Source organism: Bacillus sp. FSL M8-0350, assembly GCF_038593345.1.
In the GTDB taxonomy this organism is placed as follows: domain Bacteria; phylum Bacillota; class Bacilli; order Bacillales; family Bacillaceae; genus Bacillus; species Bacillus safensis.
Window position 1 is genome coordinate 3440090 of record NZ_CP151985.1, and the last position, 15808, is coordinate 3455897.

The 15808-nt window shown below is 41.5% G+C and carries 18 protein-coding genes; 1 reads left to right on the forward strand and 17 read right to left on the reverse strand.

The window, feature by feature from the left end:
- Nucleotides 1–33: 33 nt before the first annotated feature.
- The 6 genes from NSS80_RS17920 to NSS80_RS17945 form a co-directional block, all read right to left on the reverse strand.
- The gene (locus tag NSS80_RS17920) at nt 34–711 is read right to left on the reverse strand and encodes a VWA domain-containing protein (protein ID WP_034281216.1); all 678 of its coding nucleotides are present in this window, start codon (nt 709–711) and stop codon (nt 34–36) included.
- Between the two features lie 83 nt (nt 712–794).
- Entirely contained in the window at nt 795–1493 is a 699-nt protein-coding gene (locus NSS80_RS17925) for a VWA domain-containing protein (RefSeq protein WP_046312978.1), read from the reverse strand.
- A gap of 322 nt (nt 1494–1815) precedes the next feature.
- On the reverse strand, nt 1816–2841 hold the full coding sequence (gene spoIID / locus NSS80_RS17930) for a stage II sporulation protein D (protein WP_317221787.1): 1026 nt from the start codon (nt 2839–2841) through the stop codon (nt 1816–1818).
- Between the two features lie 257 nt (nt 2842–3098).
- The gene (murA, locus tag NSS80_RS17935; RefSeq protein WP_024423722.1) at nt 3099–4406 is read right to left on the reverse strand and encodes a UDP-N-acetylglucosamine 1-carboxyvinyltransferase; all 1308 of its coding nucleotides are present in this window, start codon (nt 4404–4406) and stop codon (nt 3099–3101) included.
- 32 nt (nt 4407–4438) lie between these two features.
- Nucleotides 4439–5173, reverse strand: a complete 735-nt coding sequence (locus NSS80_RS17940; protein WP_317221786.1) for a YwmB family TATA-box binding protein — start codon at nt 5171–5173, stop codon at nt 4439–4441.
- A gap of 129 nt (nt 5174–5302) precedes the next feature.
- On the reverse strand, nt 5303–5533 hold the full coding sequence (locus NSS80_RS17945; RefSeq protein WP_024423724.1) for a DUF1146 family protein: 231 nt from the start codon (nt 5531–5533) through the stop codon (nt 5303–5305).
- Nucleotides 5534–5703: 170 nt separating this feature from the next.
- Between NSS80_RS17945 and NSS80_RS17950 the strand changes: the two genes are divergently transcribed.
- The gene (locus NSS80_RS17950; RefSeq protein ID WP_024426339.1) at nt 5704–6180 is read left to right on the forward strand and encodes a hypothetical protein; all 477 of its coding nucleotides are present in this window, start codon (nt 5704–5706) and stop codon (nt 6178–6180) included.
- Nucleotides 6181–6222: 42 nt separating this feature from the next.
- Here NSS80_RS17950 and NSS80_RS17955 read toward each other — a convergent pair whose 3' ends face one another.
- From NSS80_RS17955 to glyA, 11 genes are all read right to left on the reverse strand, one after another.
- Complete coding sequence (locus tag NSS80_RS17955; RefSeq protein WP_003214592.1) at nt 6223–6618, reverse strand: F0F1 ATP synthase subunit epsilon; 396 nt, start codon at nt 6616–6618, stop codon at nt 6223–6225.
- Between the two features lie 24 nt (nt 6619–6642).
- On the reverse strand, nt 6643–8064 hold the full coding sequence (gene atpD / locus NSS80_RS17960; RefSeq protein WP_024423726.1) for a F0F1 ATP synthase subunit beta: 1422 nt from the start codon (nt 8062–8064) through the stop codon (nt 6643–6645).
- A gap of 24 nt (nt 8065–8088) precedes the next feature.
- Nucleotides 8089–8955: a F0F1 ATP synthase subunit gamma gene (locus NSS80_RS17965; protein ID WP_024423727.1), complete on the reverse strand. Its 867-nt coding sequence runs from the start codon at nt 8953–8955 to the stop codon at nt 8089–8091.
- 88 nt (nt 8956–9043) lie between these two features.
- Complete coding sequence (gene atpA / locus NSS80_RS17970; protein WP_034281219.1) at nt 9044–10552, reverse strand: F0F1 ATP synthase subunit alpha; 1509 nt, start codon at nt 10550–10552, stop codon at nt 9044–9046.
- Between the two features lie 16 nt (nt 10553–10568).
- Nucleotides 10569–11114: a F0F1 ATP synthase subunit delta gene (locus NSS80_RS17975; RefSeq protein ID WP_024426340.1), complete on the reverse strand. Its 546-nt coding sequence runs from the start codon at nt 11112–11114 to the stop codon at nt 10569–10571.
- A complete protein-coding gene (atpF, locus tag NSS80_RS17980) occupies nt 11111–11632 on the reverse strand; it encodes a F0F1 ATP synthase subunit B (protein ID WP_034281220.1) in 522 nt (173 codons plus the stop codon). Before atpF ends, NSS80_RS17975 begins: the two co-directional genes overlap by 4 nt.
- 120 nt (nt 11633–11752) lie before the next feature.
- Nucleotides 11753–11965 (reverse strand): F0F1 ATP synthase subunit C, encoded by a 213-nt coding sequence (gene atpE, locus NSS80_RS17985; protein ID WP_003214968.1) that lies wholly within the window; start codon nt 11963–11965, stop codon nt 11753–11755.
- 48 nt (nt 11966–12013) lie between these two features.
- Entirely contained in the window at nt 12014–12748 is a 735-nt protein-coding gene (atpB, locus tag NSS80_RS17990; protein WP_024423730.1) for a F0F1 ATP synthase subunit A, read from the reverse strand.
- 7 nt (nt 12749–12755) lie between these two features.
- A complete protein-coding gene (locus tag NSS80_RS17995) occupies nt 12756–13139 on the reverse strand; it encodes an ATP synthase subunit I (protein WP_024423731.1) in 384 nt (127 codons plus the stop codon).
- Nucleotides 13140–13636: 497 nt separating this feature from the next.
- Entirely contained in the window at nt 13637–14266 is a 630-nt protein-coding gene (gene upp, locus NSS80_RS18000) for a uracil phosphoribosyltransferase (RefSeq protein WP_003214553.1), read from the reverse strand.
- A 146-nt stretch (nt 14267–14412) separates the two neighbouring features.
- Entirely contained in the window at nt 14413–15660 is a 1248-nt protein-coding gene (glyA, locus tag NSS80_RS18005) for a serine hydroxymethyltransferase (RefSeq protein WP_034281450.1), read from the reverse strand.
- Between the last annotated feature and the right edge of the window lie 148 nt (nt 15661–15808).

Below are 15808 nucleotides of genomic sequence, written 5' to 3' on the forward strand. Positions count from 1 at the left end.
CTGGGGTTGTTTTCCCCAGCTGCCATTCACTCTCTACCGACCAAAAGCGCTCGCTTCCTGTTGAAGAATATGGTTCAATTCTTCGGCATTTGCAGCCGGTTGATATTGTCCTCCACCCGCTTTTGCAACAGATTTAAGACTTTTTGCTTCCTTTTCATTCACATCGAAGCCAATGATATTGACGATTGTATCTATTCCGTCTTCATGTAATTCCTTTGCTGCTTGTGAAGGGCTTCCACCACAAGTTTCTTCACCATCACTGACAACATAGACAATATTTTTCCCTTCAGCTTGGTGATCTTCAAAATCTTGTTTCGTATCCGTTAATGCTTTTGCAAGTGGTGTCCAGCCAGTTGGCTTATACACATTCAGTGCTTGCTGAAAGGTTGATGGCTCATATGATCCAAATCCGTAAACAGCTTCAGAACTTGAACAAGAAACAGCTTTCCCTGCATTTTTATTGGTTCCTTCATGACCAAACACACGAAGCAGAACTTGTGTATCTTCTGATAAAATGCTTGCAAAGCTTTGAATAGACCGTTTGGCGATTTCAATTTTCTTTTCACCTTCAACTGATTGTGCCATGCTCCCGCTTAAATCGAGTAATATCACCACATGCGCAGGCGGCTCCTGTTTTGTTACAGCATGAGCTGGTGAAGAAAGAAGCAGGACAAGACTAGCCAAAATGGTTAATACGATGTTTTTTTTCATCAATAAAAACCTCCCTTTTTTACTTTTGTACAGAAAAAGAGAAACGAAAGCATGAATCAATCGTTTCCCTTTTGTTCAGCAAGTTATTCGTGTAGTTTTAATGATTCTGCTGAAAAGATAGAACCCATTTCTTTACCAGTGCTTGCTTGGTAGTAATGGCCTTTACCAGCTTTGGCTACTTGCTTCAATTGACCTTCATAGCCATCGTTAAAGTCTAATCCGATCACATTTACAACAGTTGATCCTTTTGAGTTATGCAATTCTTTTGCTACTTTTACTGGATCTCCGCCACAAGTTTCCTCACCATCAGTGATTAAGTACACAATATGCTTTGTTCCTGCAGTAAGCTGCTCATCCGCTTGCTTTGCATTTTCAAGTGCACGTGCAATCGGTGTCCAGCCAGTTGGCCCAAGTCCGTTTAAAGAGTTTTCGAAGCTGTCCTTTTCATAAGGCTGTACGCCGTAAACGCCTCTAATGACTTCACATGATTGAGCTTTACCTGAATTTTTGTTGTTTCCTTCAGAACCAAACAAGCTCATACGAATTTTAGCGTCTTTTGGAAGTGACTGAGCAAATTTAAATACCTCTTGTTTAGCGAGATCAAATTTGCGCTCTCCCTCTACTTTTCTTGCCATGCTTCCGCTTGCATCAAGTAAGATTGTCACTCTTACATCTTTATTATGTTTTTTGACTGTAGATGCTTCTGCAAATACTGGTGAAGAGATTGACATAGATAATGTCAATACAGCTAAGGTTACGAGTGAGATTACTTTTTTCAACATAATTTTCCTTCCTCCTTATGTATTTGATTGAAACATCTTAATCGTAAATTATTCTGTCTTGGAATGGTATAGGACTCGGTCCCTTTTTCTCTTTCATCAAAATCACTAAAATTCTGTCAGATGTCTAGATATTTTCACCTAACACACCCATTATTCTCTCGTTTTCTCTGTCTTTCGAGGGACTTTGTATCAGCCATCAGTTCTTGTCAGGACATAAATGTTTAAGATTTCCTGGTCTGCGTCTTAAGTCGCGATTTGACACATTCTGTTCAAATCTCTTTGAACACACAAAAAAATGCCTCATTTCTGAGGCACCTTTGCTTTATTTTTTAGCCATATACGTGTTGAGAAAACGATCGGCTGATTCGATTTGAATTCCTTTATAATAATGCTTCACGATGGCATCTACTTTTTTGCCTGCCTGCGCCATATAATGCGCACCATATTGACTCATGCCTACACCATGACCATATCCTTTTGTTGTAATGACAATCTGCTGGCCCTGGCGTTCCCATGTGAAGTCCGCTGAATGAAGGCCTAGTGATTCTCGAATGTCTCGGCCTGACATTGTTTTACCGTTGATCACGGCTTTCGCTACCTGATTTCCTGGTGTCCGTTCTACAATCTGTCCGACCTGAGCCTGCTGAGTGAGCGTCACACCTAATTTTTGCTGAAATTCACTGACCGAGATGGTTTTCTTATTTTGAAATTTTGGCGATTTTTCGTCCCATTTACTTGAGACACTTTTCAAATAAGGGATTTCGTTTTTCCAATAGGCTTCGGCATTTTCCGTTTTTCCGTTACTTGTTGAAAAGAATGAAGCATCAATTGGTTTCTCGTCATAAGTCAGCACTTTTCCTTGTGTGCTGGCGACAGCTTCCGTGACCTTTTTTAATTTCCAATTGTACGCTTTCCCCCAAATTTTCTTGAGTTCCTGTTTGTTTTTGTAAACTTGGAACATTTGGGTATCATCTACAAGAGAGCCCTTAGGTGATTTGACAGTCTTATCACTGATCATTTGTCTGACGATATACGTTCTTGCTGCGAGCGCCTGTGCCTTGAGTGCTTCCATTTCAAAATCAGCTGGCATTTCAGATGCGACGACACCGATCACATACTCTTCTAAGGGGATGTTTTCTACCTGCTGATGAGCTGAGCGATAGACGGGGATAGCGACGGGTGATTGCTTCAATTTGACTGAACCCTTGACTTCTTTTTTAACTGATGGTTCTGCTGCTACGTGCTGGCTGGTCTCCGGCTTTCCTTGGAACGTCGGCAACACAAGTAATGTTGGAATCATTAAAATGATGATGCATATTCCTGCGATTGTCCATATCATTGGTTTCATATTTGGCTGCCCCCATTTGTCATTGAATCTCTTTTATCTTATGGGCAGGGACAAGCTAATATGACAGCTTCTTTCATTTAGTGGACAAGTCTTTTATGAAGATATGAGGCTGTTCTTCGATGGATTTTACTGTTCGTCTGTATGAATAAAATTTAAGATGGTTGGATACACTAATGATAAGCTTCGTGAAATGAGGCATTCTATGATTCTAAAAAAAAATCAGCATGCCCCAATGGACACACTGATTTCTTTCATGATTAAGCGTTCAGATCTGATACAACTTGTTCTTGTGTCACATCTGCTGATTCATCGTTTACTCTTTCAATATCTGCACCGATTGCTGCAAGCTTTTGGTGGAAGTTCACATAACCACGGTCAATATGCTTCAACTCAGTGACACGTGTATGACCTTCTGCCACTAATCCAGCAAGTACAAGTGCTGCTCCTGCTCTTAAATCAGTCGCTGCCACTTCAGCACCTTGAAGTTGAACCGGCCCATTGATAATGACAGAGCGACCCTCAATTTTAATATCGCCATTCATGCGGCGGAATTCTTCAGCATGCATAAAGCGGTTTTCAAACACCGTTTCTGTGATCATGCTTGTTCCGTTCGCACGAAGCAATAGCGCCATCATCTGAGATTGCATATCCGTTGGGAACCCAGGATGCGGCATTGTTTTTAGATCGATTGGCTTGAGCTCAGATGGTCCAATGACTCTTAAACCTTCTTCTTCTTCAATGATCTGAATACCCATTTCTTCCATTTTTGCCACAAGTGATGTCATGTGCTCTGGCACTGCGCCTTTTACAAGAACATTTCCTTCTGTAATGGCTGCTGCCACCATGAAAGTACCTGCTTCAATTCTGTCAGGGATGATGTTGTGTTTTGCACCGTGAAGTGTTTCCACACCTTCGATTTTGATTGTACCAGTACCAGCACCGCGAACCTTACCGCCCATGGCATTGATGTAGTTTGCTAAATCAACAATTTCAGGTTCTTTTGCTACGTTTTCTAAAATCGTTGTTCCTTCAGCTAATGCTGCTGCCATGATGATGTTTTCAGTTGCCCCTACACTTGGGAAATCCAAATAGATTTTTGCACCTTTTAAACGGCCTTTTACTTCAGCCTCGATGAAACCATTACCTACTTGAATTTTAGCTCCCATTGCTTCAAAGCCTTTTAAATGCTGATCAATTGGTCTTGAACCAATCGCACAGCCTCCAGGTAATGCAACTCTTGCATGACCTGTTCTTGCTAAAAGTGGTCCCATGACAAGCACGGATGCTCGCATTTTACGGACATACTCAAACGGAGCCTCAGTTTCTAGTGCATGAGATGCATCAACTGATACTTCGTTATTTTCAAAATGTACTTCTGCTCCTAAATGACGTAACACTTCATTGATTGTATATACATCGGAGAGCGTAGGTACATCACAAATTACGCTTTTTTCTGTACTTGCTAACAAAGATGCAGCGATAACTGGTAAAACGGCATTTTTTGCGCCTTCTACTTTAACTGTGCCGTTTAACTTTTGACCGCCGCGGACGATGATTTTTTCCAAGGTCTTCCCCTCCGCGTCCCAAATTCTCTATATTAATATTCAGTCGTTACGATTGGTGTGCCAACCGTAATCGTATGATTTTCGTTCATTTCCGAACTTCTGATGGCAATTTGAACATTCATTTTATCATTTGAAGTCATAATGAACTGTTCCCACTTATCTGTGTAAGCGGAAAGCGACACAAAATTAGACTCAACGAGATACTCAACTGGTTTTGCTTGAAATTCATTTGCTAACATTTCAGCTTTTTTTTGCAAAACAACATCCATCATACCATTTACATGACCATCGAGACAAGTAAAAATTACAATTTTCTCTTGTAATATGCTTTTTGCATGACGTACGAACTGATCATATGTATGCTCCCAGGTATTCAGTGGGCGAGCACCTTTTTGCTCATATAATAAATACGACTTTTGATTGGATTTTGTGTCGGTCTTCACGAGTAAAATTTTCGATTCTGTATCATTTTTTTCATCTTTGTAAATTCCTGTGACTTTGGTGACATGTTGTTCTTTTTTTTCGGTCCACTCATACTGTCGTAGTTCGCCTTTCAAACGTTTCACTTTTTTTGAAAATTGTTCGGATGAAATATCTACATTTGTCTTGGCATGAAGGGTCCATCCATCGACTTCAATTTGCTGGTTTTTTAGACCTTCTGCTATTTGAGCGAGCGGGGAAGATTCTTCCGCACGAACACCTTGAATCATCAGAACAAAAAAAAGAATAAACGCAAATAATGGCCAACCTTTCAAATACTTTCTCACTTGTCATTCCCCCTTGCTACAAGTGTTGCCGCAAGGAGGTCAATGCATACGTGGAAAAGTCAACAAAAGGCGAGCCTTTTGACCCTTCTTTTTACGTTCCCGCAGAAGGCCGTGACCAAACCTTTTATGTTAGAACATATAAGGAATTTGTCTTGAGAAATTTAAGTAATCAAGGAAGAAATTGCTGACTGCAGATGCGATAGCAATGGTAATGAGCATCATCAGCAGCCTTGCTTGAACGATTTTCCCTTTTTTAATGAGTGGATCAATATTTACAGCAAGCAGTGCCCACCATGTAACCGCGATAAAAAATAGGTGGATCACAATGCCCACGATTGCTTGTTGTCCTACGTCTTCCATACAGTTGAATCCTCCTTTTATTTATTTCTGTAAAGGAAAACTCCCTTTCATTATATCCTCGAAAATCGGAAAGATGAATCATTTGGAAAAAAGAGCTACATTTAGTGTGAATCCCCTCTTATCCTGATGCCAAGGAGATGATATACTGCGTGTGGAAGGAGCTGAACACATTGAAAGATTCTTTTCCTGACTTTGTTGATTTGTACGGAGAATTGGTTCCCTCATTTGATCATGAATGGGAGGCCATTGCTTTCTACTTTGATTATAGACAGACACAGCTAGAAGAATTAGCACAATTGTGTCATTTTCATAACATTTCTTTGGATTACTCTGAGGAAAGCTTGTATCAGTTAGAATCACTATACTTTGATGCATTGACCAAGCAGCTGTTCGCTGAGTGGAAAATGCCGATAGATGCATTAGAAGCGATGATGAGTGTGTATATAGGAGAGGTTGTCATCCGTCATCATTCAGATGCTGACTGGGTGGTGCGGCCTTATATGGATTCTCCGCACAAATATACGCTTGGCTTACGCAGAAATAATAAAACATGGCATTGCAGTACGCAATTTTGCGAGCACTTATATCTAGAAAAGCAAGCATCTCATCCTTATGTGTCGATGTATCAATCTCTCATGTCATCCTAAAAAAAATCCTTCTTATCACAGTGATAAGAAGGATTTTCTGTTTTATTTCCCTGCTACATTTAAACGGTTTAACGCCCGTTTTAATGCGAGTTCCGCCCGGCGTACATCACTTTCATTCGGGTGGTTCAAATGCTCTTCAGCACGCTGCTTCGCTGATTTAGCACGATCGACATCAACTTTATCTGATGTTTCAGCGGCCTGAGCAAGAATCGTTACTTGTTCAGGGCGGACTTCAACAAATCCGCCACTTACTGCAACCAATTCAGTTGATCCACTATGTTTTAAGCGAACTGCACCGATTTTTAGCGGAGCAACCATTGGAACGTGGCCAGCTAAAATACCAAGCTCACCGCTTTCTGCTCTTACACTGACCATTTCCACATCCGCTTGATACACTGGGCCGTCGGGAGTAACGATATTGACTTGAACGGTCTTCATGCTTTTACCCTCCTAAGGACCAGATTAGGCCTCTACACCCATCTCTTTGGCTTTTTCAATCACTTCTTCAATGCGTCCAACTAAGCGGAATGCATCTTCTGGAAGGTGATCGTATTTACCAGACAAGATTTCCTTGAAGCCTTTAACAGTTTCTTTCAATGGCACATAAGAACCCTTTTGGCCAGTGAACTGCTCTGCTACGTGGAAGTTTTGAGATAGGAAGAATTGAATACGACGCGCTCTGTGTACCACAAGCTTATCGTCCTCAGATAATTCATCCATACCTAAAATGGCAATAATATCTTGAAGCTCTTTATAACGCTGCAATGTTTGCTGCACTTCACGCGCAATCGCATAATGCTCTTCACCAACGATCTCAGGTGCAAGTGCACGAGATGTTGAAGCAAGAGGATCAACCGCTGGGTAAATACCCATTTCAGTCAGCTTACGCTCAAGGTTTGTCGTTGCATCAAGGTGAGCGAACGTCGTTGCAGGAGCTGGATCTGTATAGTCATCTGCAGGTACATAGATCGCTTGAATCGATGTAACCGATCCTACGTTTGTAGACGTGATACGCTCTTGCAGCTGACCCATCTCTGTTGCTAGTGTCGGCTGATAACCTACCGCTGAAGGCATACGTCCAAGAAGGGCTGATACTTCAGAACCTGCTTGTGTAAAGCGATAGATATTATCGATGAAGAACAATACGTCTTGACCTTGTTCATCACGGAAATGCTCTGCCATTGTCAAACCAGTTAGGGCAACACGCATACGTGCACCTGGCGGCTCGTTCATTTGACCGAAGACCATGGCTGTTTTTTCGATAACGCCAGAATCTTTCATTTCGTAGTAAAGGTCGTTTCCTTCACGTGTACGCTCTCCAACACCAGCGAATACAGAAATACCGCCGTGTTCTTGTGCGATGTTGTTGATCAATTCTTGAATCAGAACGGTTTTACCTACACCAGCTCCACCGAATAGACCGATCTTTCCACCTTTGATGTAAGGAGCAAGCAGGTCAACAACTTTGATACCTGTTTCAAGAATTTCAACTTCTGTAGAAAGTTGATCAAAAGAAGGCGCTTGTCTGTGGATTGGATCTCTTTGAGCTTCCACACCAAGTGGCTCATCTAAGTCAATGTTATCTCCCAGTACGTTGAATACACGTCCAAGTGTTACGTTACCAACTGGTACTGAAATTGGTTTTCCAAGGTCTACAGCTTCCATACCGCGCTTCACACCGTCTGTTGATGCCATTGCGATGGTTCTCACTGTATCGTCACCTAAATGTAGTGCTACTTCTAAAGTTAAGTCGATATCAACTTCACTTTCGCTTTCCGCTTTATGCGAAACTTTGATCGCATTATAAATCTCAGGCAAGTGACCGTCTTCAAAACGAACGTCTACGACTGGTCCCATGATCTGACTGATGCGTCCTGTTTTCATTGCATTCCCTCCTGACAATTATTTCTATTCTAAGGCAGCTGCTCCGCCGACAATTTCTGTAATCTCTTGTGTAATCGCTGCTTGACGAGCACGGTTGTAAGAGAGTGTCAGGCTGTCGATCAATTCTTTTGCGTTGTCTGTTGCACTCTTCATTGCTGTCATTCTTGCAGCATGTTCACTTGCTTTGCTGTCAAGAAGCGCACCGAAAATCAAACTCTCTGCATATTGAGGAAGGAGAACTTCAAGAATTTCTTCTTCAGAAGGCTCAAACTCATAAGATGCGGAACGTTTATTTGGTGTCGCTGCGGCCGAAAGGTCCGTTAGCGGCAATAATTTCTTCTCTGTTACTTCTTGTGAAATCGCACTGACAAAGTGGTTGTAGAACATATAAAGTTCGTCAAACGCTTCATCAGAGAACATTTGAACTGTACTGCTTGCTAATTCTTTAATATCAGCAAACGCTACTTCGTCTCCAAGCCCTGTTACTTCAGAAATAACTGGAATACCACGCTTTTTGAAGAAGTCGCGTCCGATTTTACCAATGACAATCACCGCATATTCATCAGCGGATTGATGACGAGATTGAATGGTTTGGTAAGCGGCACGCAAAATCGAGCTGTTAAAAGGTCCTGCAAGCCCTCGATCAGATGTAATGACGAGATACCCTGTTTTCTTGACAGGTCTTGAAAGAAGCATTGGGTGCTTAGCACTTGTTCCAGTTGCGATTGCAGCAACCACTTCCTGGATTTTCTCCATGTAAGGAACAAAAGACTTCGCATTGTTTTCAGCACGATTCAGTTTCGCAGCTGATACCATTTGCATCGCTTTTGTGATCTGACTCGATTTTTTCGTTGACGTGATCCTTGACTTTATATCGCGTAATGAGGCCAAAGATTTCACCACCTTTTTTCAGGAATCCGTGTTCATTTACGTGAAAAGAGAGAAAAAGAGAATCTTTTTCTCTCGGAAAGATTACTAATTAGTTGCTTGGTGCAAACGTACGTTTAAAGCCTTCGATTGCTGTCTTCCACTCTTCATCAGCAGGCATATTTCCTGTTTGAGAGATTGTGTCAAACAAGCCTTTATGGTTTTCTTCAATATACAAGAATAACTCAGCTTCAAAACGTTTAACATCAGCAATGGCAACATCGTCTAAGTATCCTCTTGTTAGTGCGTAAAGAATCGCTACTTGTTTTTCAACTTTAAGCGGTTTGTTCAAGTCTTGTTTTAAGACTTCAACTGTTCTTGCACCACGGTTTAATTTCGCTTGAGTGGCTTGGTCTAGATCAGATCCAAATTGAGCGAATGCTTCAAGCTCACGATAAGAAGCAAGATCCAGACGAAGTGTACCTGCTACCTTTTTCATCGCTTTGATTTGTGCAGAACCACCTACACGGGATACAGACAATCCTGCGTTTACTGCTGGACGTACGCCTGAGAAGAAGAGGTCAGATTGTAAGAAGATCTGTCCATCTGTGATTGAAATAACGTTTGTTGGGATATATGCAGAGATATCGCCAGCCTGCGTTTCTACGAAAGGCAATGCTGTGATAGAACCGCCACCCTTTGCGTCACTAAGCTTCGCTGCACGTTCTAATAAACGAGAGTGAAGATAGAAAACATCACCAGGGAATGCCTCACGACCTGGAGGACGACGAAGCAATAATGAAAGCTCACGGTAAGCTGCCGCTTGTTTAGAAAGGTCATCATAGACAACAAGTACGTGCTTGCCGTTATACATGAATTCCTCACCCATCGTTACACCTGCATAAGGAGCAAGGTAAAGAAGTGGAGCTGGCTGTGATGCAGAAGCTGTGACAACGATTGTGTAGTCAAGCGCACCATGCTTACGAAGTGTTTCAACAACACCACGAACCGTTGATTCTTTTTGTCCGATCGCTACATAAATACAGATCATGTCTTGATCTTTTTGGTTTAGAATCGTATCGATTGCAACAGATGTTTTACCTGTTTGACGGTCACCAATGATCAATTCACGCTGTCCGCGGCCGATTGGAATCAAGGCATCAATTGCTTTAATTCCTGTTTGAAGCGGCTCATGTACAGATTTACGATCCATAACGCCCGGTGCTTCACTTTCGATTGGACGTGTTTTGCTTGTTAAGATTGGACCTAGTCCATCAACAGGCTGACCAAGCGGGTTCACAATACGTCCGATTAACTCTTCACCTACTGGAACCTCCATGATACGACCTGTACGTTTTACGTCGTCACCTTCGCGGATATCTTTGTAAGGTCCTAAAATAACGATACCTACGTTAGACTCCTCAAGGTTTTGAGCCATACCCATTACACCGTTAGAGAACTCAACCAGCTCTCCTGCCATAATGTTGTCAAGGCCATGTACACGCGCGATACCGTCCCCTACTTGAATGACTGTACCGACATCTTTTACTTCAATTTCTGATTGATAGTTTTGGATTTGCTGCTTTATCAGCGCGCTAATCTCTTCAGCTTTGATACTCACTAAGGTTTCACCCCTTCTAACGATTTTCGCCTGCAAGCTGACGTTCAATGCGGGAAAGCTTTCCGCTGACACTGCCGTCATAAATGCGGTTTCCGATACGGATTTTCACTCCGCCTATTAGATCCTTGTCAATCACATTTTCAACACGCAGTGATGTGACTCCGGCTTTTTTGGCAAATACTTCAGATAAAGATTGAATTTCAGCACCGCTCAGCGGTTTCACTGAATACACGACCGCATCGTCTATTTGTTTCGTGCGGTTTGCAAGTTTCACAAACTCCGACGTCATTTCAGAGAAAATATTCGTGCGTCCGCGGTCAATCAGTAAATACATTGTGTGCAATACATAAGTAGAAACACCTTTGAAAGCTTCTGCAATCAACTGTTTCTTTTTGTCTGCAGTAATCTTTGGATGAACAAGGAAGTCATTGAGTTCTTGATCAGCCTTTAGAACTTTTTTGATCTCATTCAGCTCTTTTTCAGTTTCGTCTACTGCCGAAGAAGCAAGAACGATGTCAAAAAGAGCAGAAGCGTAACGCTTAGAGACAATAGTTACGCTCATCGGCTTTCGCCTGCCTCTTTAAGGTACTCTTGAATCAATTTCTCTTGTGCCTGCTCATCAAGTTCTTTTTCAATCACTTTAGATGCAATCAGCACAGATAGTGATGCAACCTGCTCACGCAGTGCAGCCACAGCTTGTTCTTTTTCTTTCACGATTTCAGTTCTAGCAGACTCTTTCAAGCGCTCTGATTCTTGACGTGCTGCTTGAATGATCTCTTCTTTTTGTTTCTCACCAATCTTTTTCGCATTTTCGATGAGTGTATGTGATTCTTCGCGTGCTTCTTTCAATAAGACACGTTGTTCTTCAAGAAGCTTTTCAGCTTGAACGTGCTTTTCTTCAGCACTTGAGATTTCATTTCCTATATAATCTTCACGCTGCTTCATAATACCTAATAAAGGTTTAAGCGCAAATTTCTTTAAAAGTGCAAGCAAGATGAGCATAGCGATAAGCTGGAATAACATATCACCGGCGTTGAAGCTTAAGCCCCCTGCTCCTAAAACCACTGGTAACTGAGACATTTAGTACGGCAACTCCCTTCTTTAAATAATATGTTAAGAAACAAAACATAAAGGAATGGCGAAGTTTCGAACTAATCTGATCTTCGCCATTAAAATTCATATTAGAACGCTTCTCACATATTAACCAAAGAATGCCAAGAATGCGATAACGACAGCGATAATTGGAAGTGCCTCAACTAAAGCGACCCCGATGAACATAAGTGTTCTTAGTTCTCTACCAGCTTCTGGCTGACGAGCGATTCCTTCAACTGTTTTAGATACGATTAGACCGTTACCAATACCTGCTCCTAGTGCTCCTAAACCGATTGCAATTGCTGCTGCTATTAAATTCATTAAAAAGCTCCTCCTTTAAAATAACGTCCTTTTTGGACTCTCAATTTTTTAGTGTTCGTCGCTGACTTTATGGGAAATGTACACCATTGTCAGCATGGTGAAGATAAATGCCTGGATTGTTCCGACAAACAAACTGAATGCCTGCCATACAATCATCGGCACGATGGCACCTAATGTACCAACGATACCAAGCGCAATGTTTTGCGTGTAGAAATTGGTCGCAAGTCCTGCAAGTAACCCAAGAAGAATCTCTCCAGCGAAAATATTTCCGTAAAGACGCAAACCAAGTGTTAGCGTGTTTGCAAATTCTTCAATGATTTTCAGCGGCACTAAATATGGGATTGGCTTGAAGAAGTCTTTCGTATATTCCTTGACTCCTTTTGCCTTGACACCGTAGAAGTGTGTAAGTCCCATGACCATAATTGCTAGTGTCATTGTGATTGCAGGATCAGCAGTTGGTGATTTCCACCACAAGTTGTGATCGACCGTAATCGAGAACGGCAGTCCAAGCATGTTTGAAACAAATATGTACATGAGTAATGTAACGCCAAGCGCTAGAAATGGGGCTCCTGTTTTCATGTCCATCGAACTACCTATGATATTTCGAACAAAATCAACGATCCATTCCATGAAGTTCTGCGCCTTAGTCGGACGAATAGACAGAACACGAGTAGTCAGCACCGCTATGAGAAGAACGATGATACTAGCAATCGTAATCATGAGAACATTGGATAAGTTGAACGTTAACCCTAAAAATTCTGTAGTTTTTGAACTGTGACCCAAAGAGTATTCACCTCTCTTCCATAGTAGAACGTTTAAGTTGAATGAAGGAATCTATCATAATGACAGGATATATTGTCATTAATCCTATAACAACACCTGCCAGATGAACTTCATTAGGGTAACGCCAAGCAATCGCTACTGCGAGAATCGCGTTGGCCCACCTGGCTGTACTTCCCATTGAACGAATGGATTTTCCTTTTTTAACCGCTCGATCAAAAGCGTGCATTCTCCGTATAAGTAGGAATAAATTAAAGAAAGCAAAAATTGTGCCGATAATGAAACCAAGAAACAGTGGTTTAAAACCAGGCATGGCATAGCCAAACACAAAAATTGCCAATAGATAGAACATGTATTTACTCTGTCTGCGGAAAATCGCGTTTGGATCGTTCATTCATCTGACTCCCGATGAAAAGTATTGTAAAAAAGGTGATAAATGGTGATGAAAACTGCGTAGAAGACGCTTATGATAAGCCGTCCTATTCGAAAAAAATCAATCACCCATCGGTCTAATTGCACAATCAGACTTGAAATCTTTAGATCTATGGGATGCTGCTTCATTCGTTGATACAAACCCTGATTATTAAAGGGTTCACAATGAGGATTAGTAGAGTGCTATAGGCTATGAAAACCTTACCATAATACCCTCGTTTAGCATACAATAGCGTCTATGATGTGTCAATCGGTTGAAAGTTAAAAAACTTTTCTATAGTGATAGAGCACACAAAATGTTCACAATTTCATCAAACTTTAGGAGAGATGTGACAATCATTGAAAAAAACAGCCAATGTTCAGTATACATTGATTTTTCTAAGAACGGTATCAACCGTTTGTCATATATTTCAAAAAGCCCACATGCACGTTTGCATGTGGGCTTTTATTAAGACTTTCTTACTTCGTTCCGTACATACGGTCACCAGCATCACCAAGACCTGGGATGATGTAACCTTTTTCGTTTAGTTTCTCATCTAATGCTGCAATGTAGATATCAACATCTGGATGATGCTTTTGCATTTCCTCTACACCTTCAGGGGCAGCAATCAGACACATAAAGCGAATGTTTTTCGCACCGCGTTTTTTCAAGCTGTTTAACGCTTCGACTGCAGAGCCGCCAGTTGCAAGCATTGGGTCTACTACGATAAATTCACGTTCTTCCACATCAGATGGAAGCTTCACATAATATTCAACAGGCTTTAATGTTTTCGGATCACGGTATAAACCAACATGTCCCACTTTAGCAGCTGGAATGAGTTTCAAAATCCCGTCTACCATTCCAAGACCTGCTCTTAAAATTGGCACAACACCGAGTTTCTTCCCTGAGATCACGTTTGATTTCGCTACTTGTACAGGTGTTTCTACATCTACCTCTTCAAGCGGTAAATCTCTTGTGATTTCAAATGCCATTAATGTTGCGACTTCATCCACTAGCTCTCTAAATTCTTTAGTTCCTGTATGAACGTCACGAATATATGTAAGTTTGTGCTGAATAAGCGGGTGATCAAATACATAAACCTTTGCCATTGCTTGCTACAACTCCTTTTCTGTCATCTTCCGGTGAACTTTGCACACTTCCTACAATTCTACATAAAAAGACATCATCTTTCAATATGATTCGCAAATCCTACAAAAAAAACCCACATGCCAAATATAGGCAAATGGGTCTGTTTTTAATAATCTAATTCGTTATATAGAGGGAAACGGGCCGTAAGATCAGATACACGCTTTTTCGCCTCTTCTAATTTCGCTTCATCTTCATGATGCTTTAGCGCAAGTGCAATAATGGAACCGACTTCTTTCATCGCTTCTTGATCAAAACCGCGGCTTGTTACTGCTGCTGTACCTACACGTACACCACTTGTGACAAATGGTTTCTCTGGATCATAAGGAATTGCATTTTTGTTCACTGTAATACCGATTTCATCAAGAACGTTTTCTGCAATTTTTCCTGTGATGCCAAGAGAACGCAAGTCGATGAGAACAAGATGGTTATCTGTTCCGCCAGATACAAGCTGAATATCTTCAGATAAAAGAGTTTCAGCTAGTTGTTTTGCATTATCAATGACGTTTTGTGCATATGTTTTGAAATCTCCGTTCAATACTTCACCGAAAGAAACAGCTTTTGCAGAGATGACATGCATCAGTGGTCCACCTTGAATACCAGGGAAAATCGATTTGTCGATCTTTTTACCAAACTCTTCACGGCATAGAATCATTCCGCCGCGAGGTCCGCGTAATGTTTTGTGAGTTGTCGTTGTCACAAAATCTGCGTAAGGAACTGGATTTGGATGAAGACCTGCTGCAACAAGACCAGCAATGTGAGCCATGTCGACCATAAAGTAAGCACCGACTTCATCAGCAATCTCACGGAACTTTTTGAAATCAATTTGGCGTGGGTATGCACTTGCACCCGCAACGATGAGTTTCGGCTTATGTTCACGTGCTTTTTCAAGTACATCTTGATAGTCGATATGCTGAGTTTCTTTATCTACACCATATTCTACAAAGTTGTACTGTACACCACTAAAGTTTACAGGGCTTCCATGTGTTAAATGCCCGCCATGTGATAAGTTCATGCCAAGTACTGTATCGCCATGCTCAAGAATTGTAAAGTATACGGCCATGTTCGCTTGAGCACCTGAGTGAGGCTGTACGTTCACATACTCAGCGCCAAAAATTTCTTTTGCGCGGTCACGTGCGATATCTTCCACAACGTCTACATGTTCACAGCCGCCATAGTAGCGTTTACCAGGATAGCCCTCAGCGTATTTGTTTGTTAATACAGAGCCCTGTGCTTCCATGACTGCTTCGCTTACGAAGTTTTCTGATGCAATTAATTCGATTTTGTCCTGCTGGCGTTTCCGCTCTAGTTGAATTGCTTTGAATACTTGTGCGTCTTGCTCAGGTAAATGTTTCATCAGCGAAATCCTCTCCAATCTATTTCCATTCGATGTTTTCACCATCTCATTGTACACGGTTTTTGAGTAAAATGTAAAAGTTTTTTTTGGAAAATCGACTTCTTTTTTATGAAAACCCGAATATTCAAGTGGTAAAGCGTCTTCATCA

Excerpts from the sequence above, each read along its gene's own strand:
- NSS80_RS17920 (WP_034281216.1), bottom strand. The coding sequence starts at position 711 with ATGAAAAAAAACATCGTATTAACCATTTTGGCTAGTCTTGTCCTGCTT.
- NSS80_RS17925 (WP_046312978.1), bottom strand. The coding sequence starts at position 1,493 with ATGTTGAAAAAAGTAATCTCACTCGTAACCTTAGCTGTATTGACATTA.
- spoIID (WP_317221787.1), bottom strand. The coding sequence starts at position 2,841 with ATGAAACCAATGATATGGACAATCGCAGGAATATGCATCATCATTTTA.
- NSS80_RS17945 (WP_024423724.1), bottom strand. The coding sequence starts at position 5,533 with ATGGAAGACGTAGGACAACAAGCAATCGTGGGCATTGTGATCCACCTA.
- NSS80_RS17955 (WP_003214592.1), bottom strand. The coding sequence starts at position 6,618 with ATGAAGACCGTTCAAGTCAATATCGTTACTCCCGACGGCCCAGTGTAT.
- atpD (WP_024423726.1), bottom strand. The coding sequence starts at position 8,064 with ATGAAAACAGGACGCATCAGTCAGATCATGGGACCAGTCGTAGACGTT.
- NSS80_RS17975 (WP_024426340.1), bottom strand. The coding sequence starts at position 11,114 with ATGAGCGTAACTATTGTCTCTAAGCGTTACGCTTCTGCTCTTTTTGAC.
- atpF (WP_034281220.1), bottom strand. The coding sequence starts at position 11,632 with ATGTCTCAGTTACCAGTGGTTTTAGGAGCAGGGGGCTTAAGCTTCAAC.
- atpE (WP_003214968.1), bottom strand. The coding sequence starts at position 11,965 with ATGAATTTAATAGCAGCAGCAATTGCAATCGGTTTAGGAGCACTAGGA.
- NSS80_RS17995 (WP_024423731.1), bottom strand. The coding sequence starts at position 13,139 with ATGAACGATCCAAACGCGATTTTCCGCAGACAGAGTAAATACATGTTC.
- upp (WP_003214553.1), bottom strand. The coding sequence starts at position 14,266 with ATGGCAAAGGTTTATGTATTTGATCACCCGCTTATTCAGCACAAACTT.
- glyA (WP_034281450.1), bottom strand. The coding sequence starts at position 15,660 with ATGAAACATTTACCTGAGCAAGACGCACAAGTATTCAAAGCAATTCAA.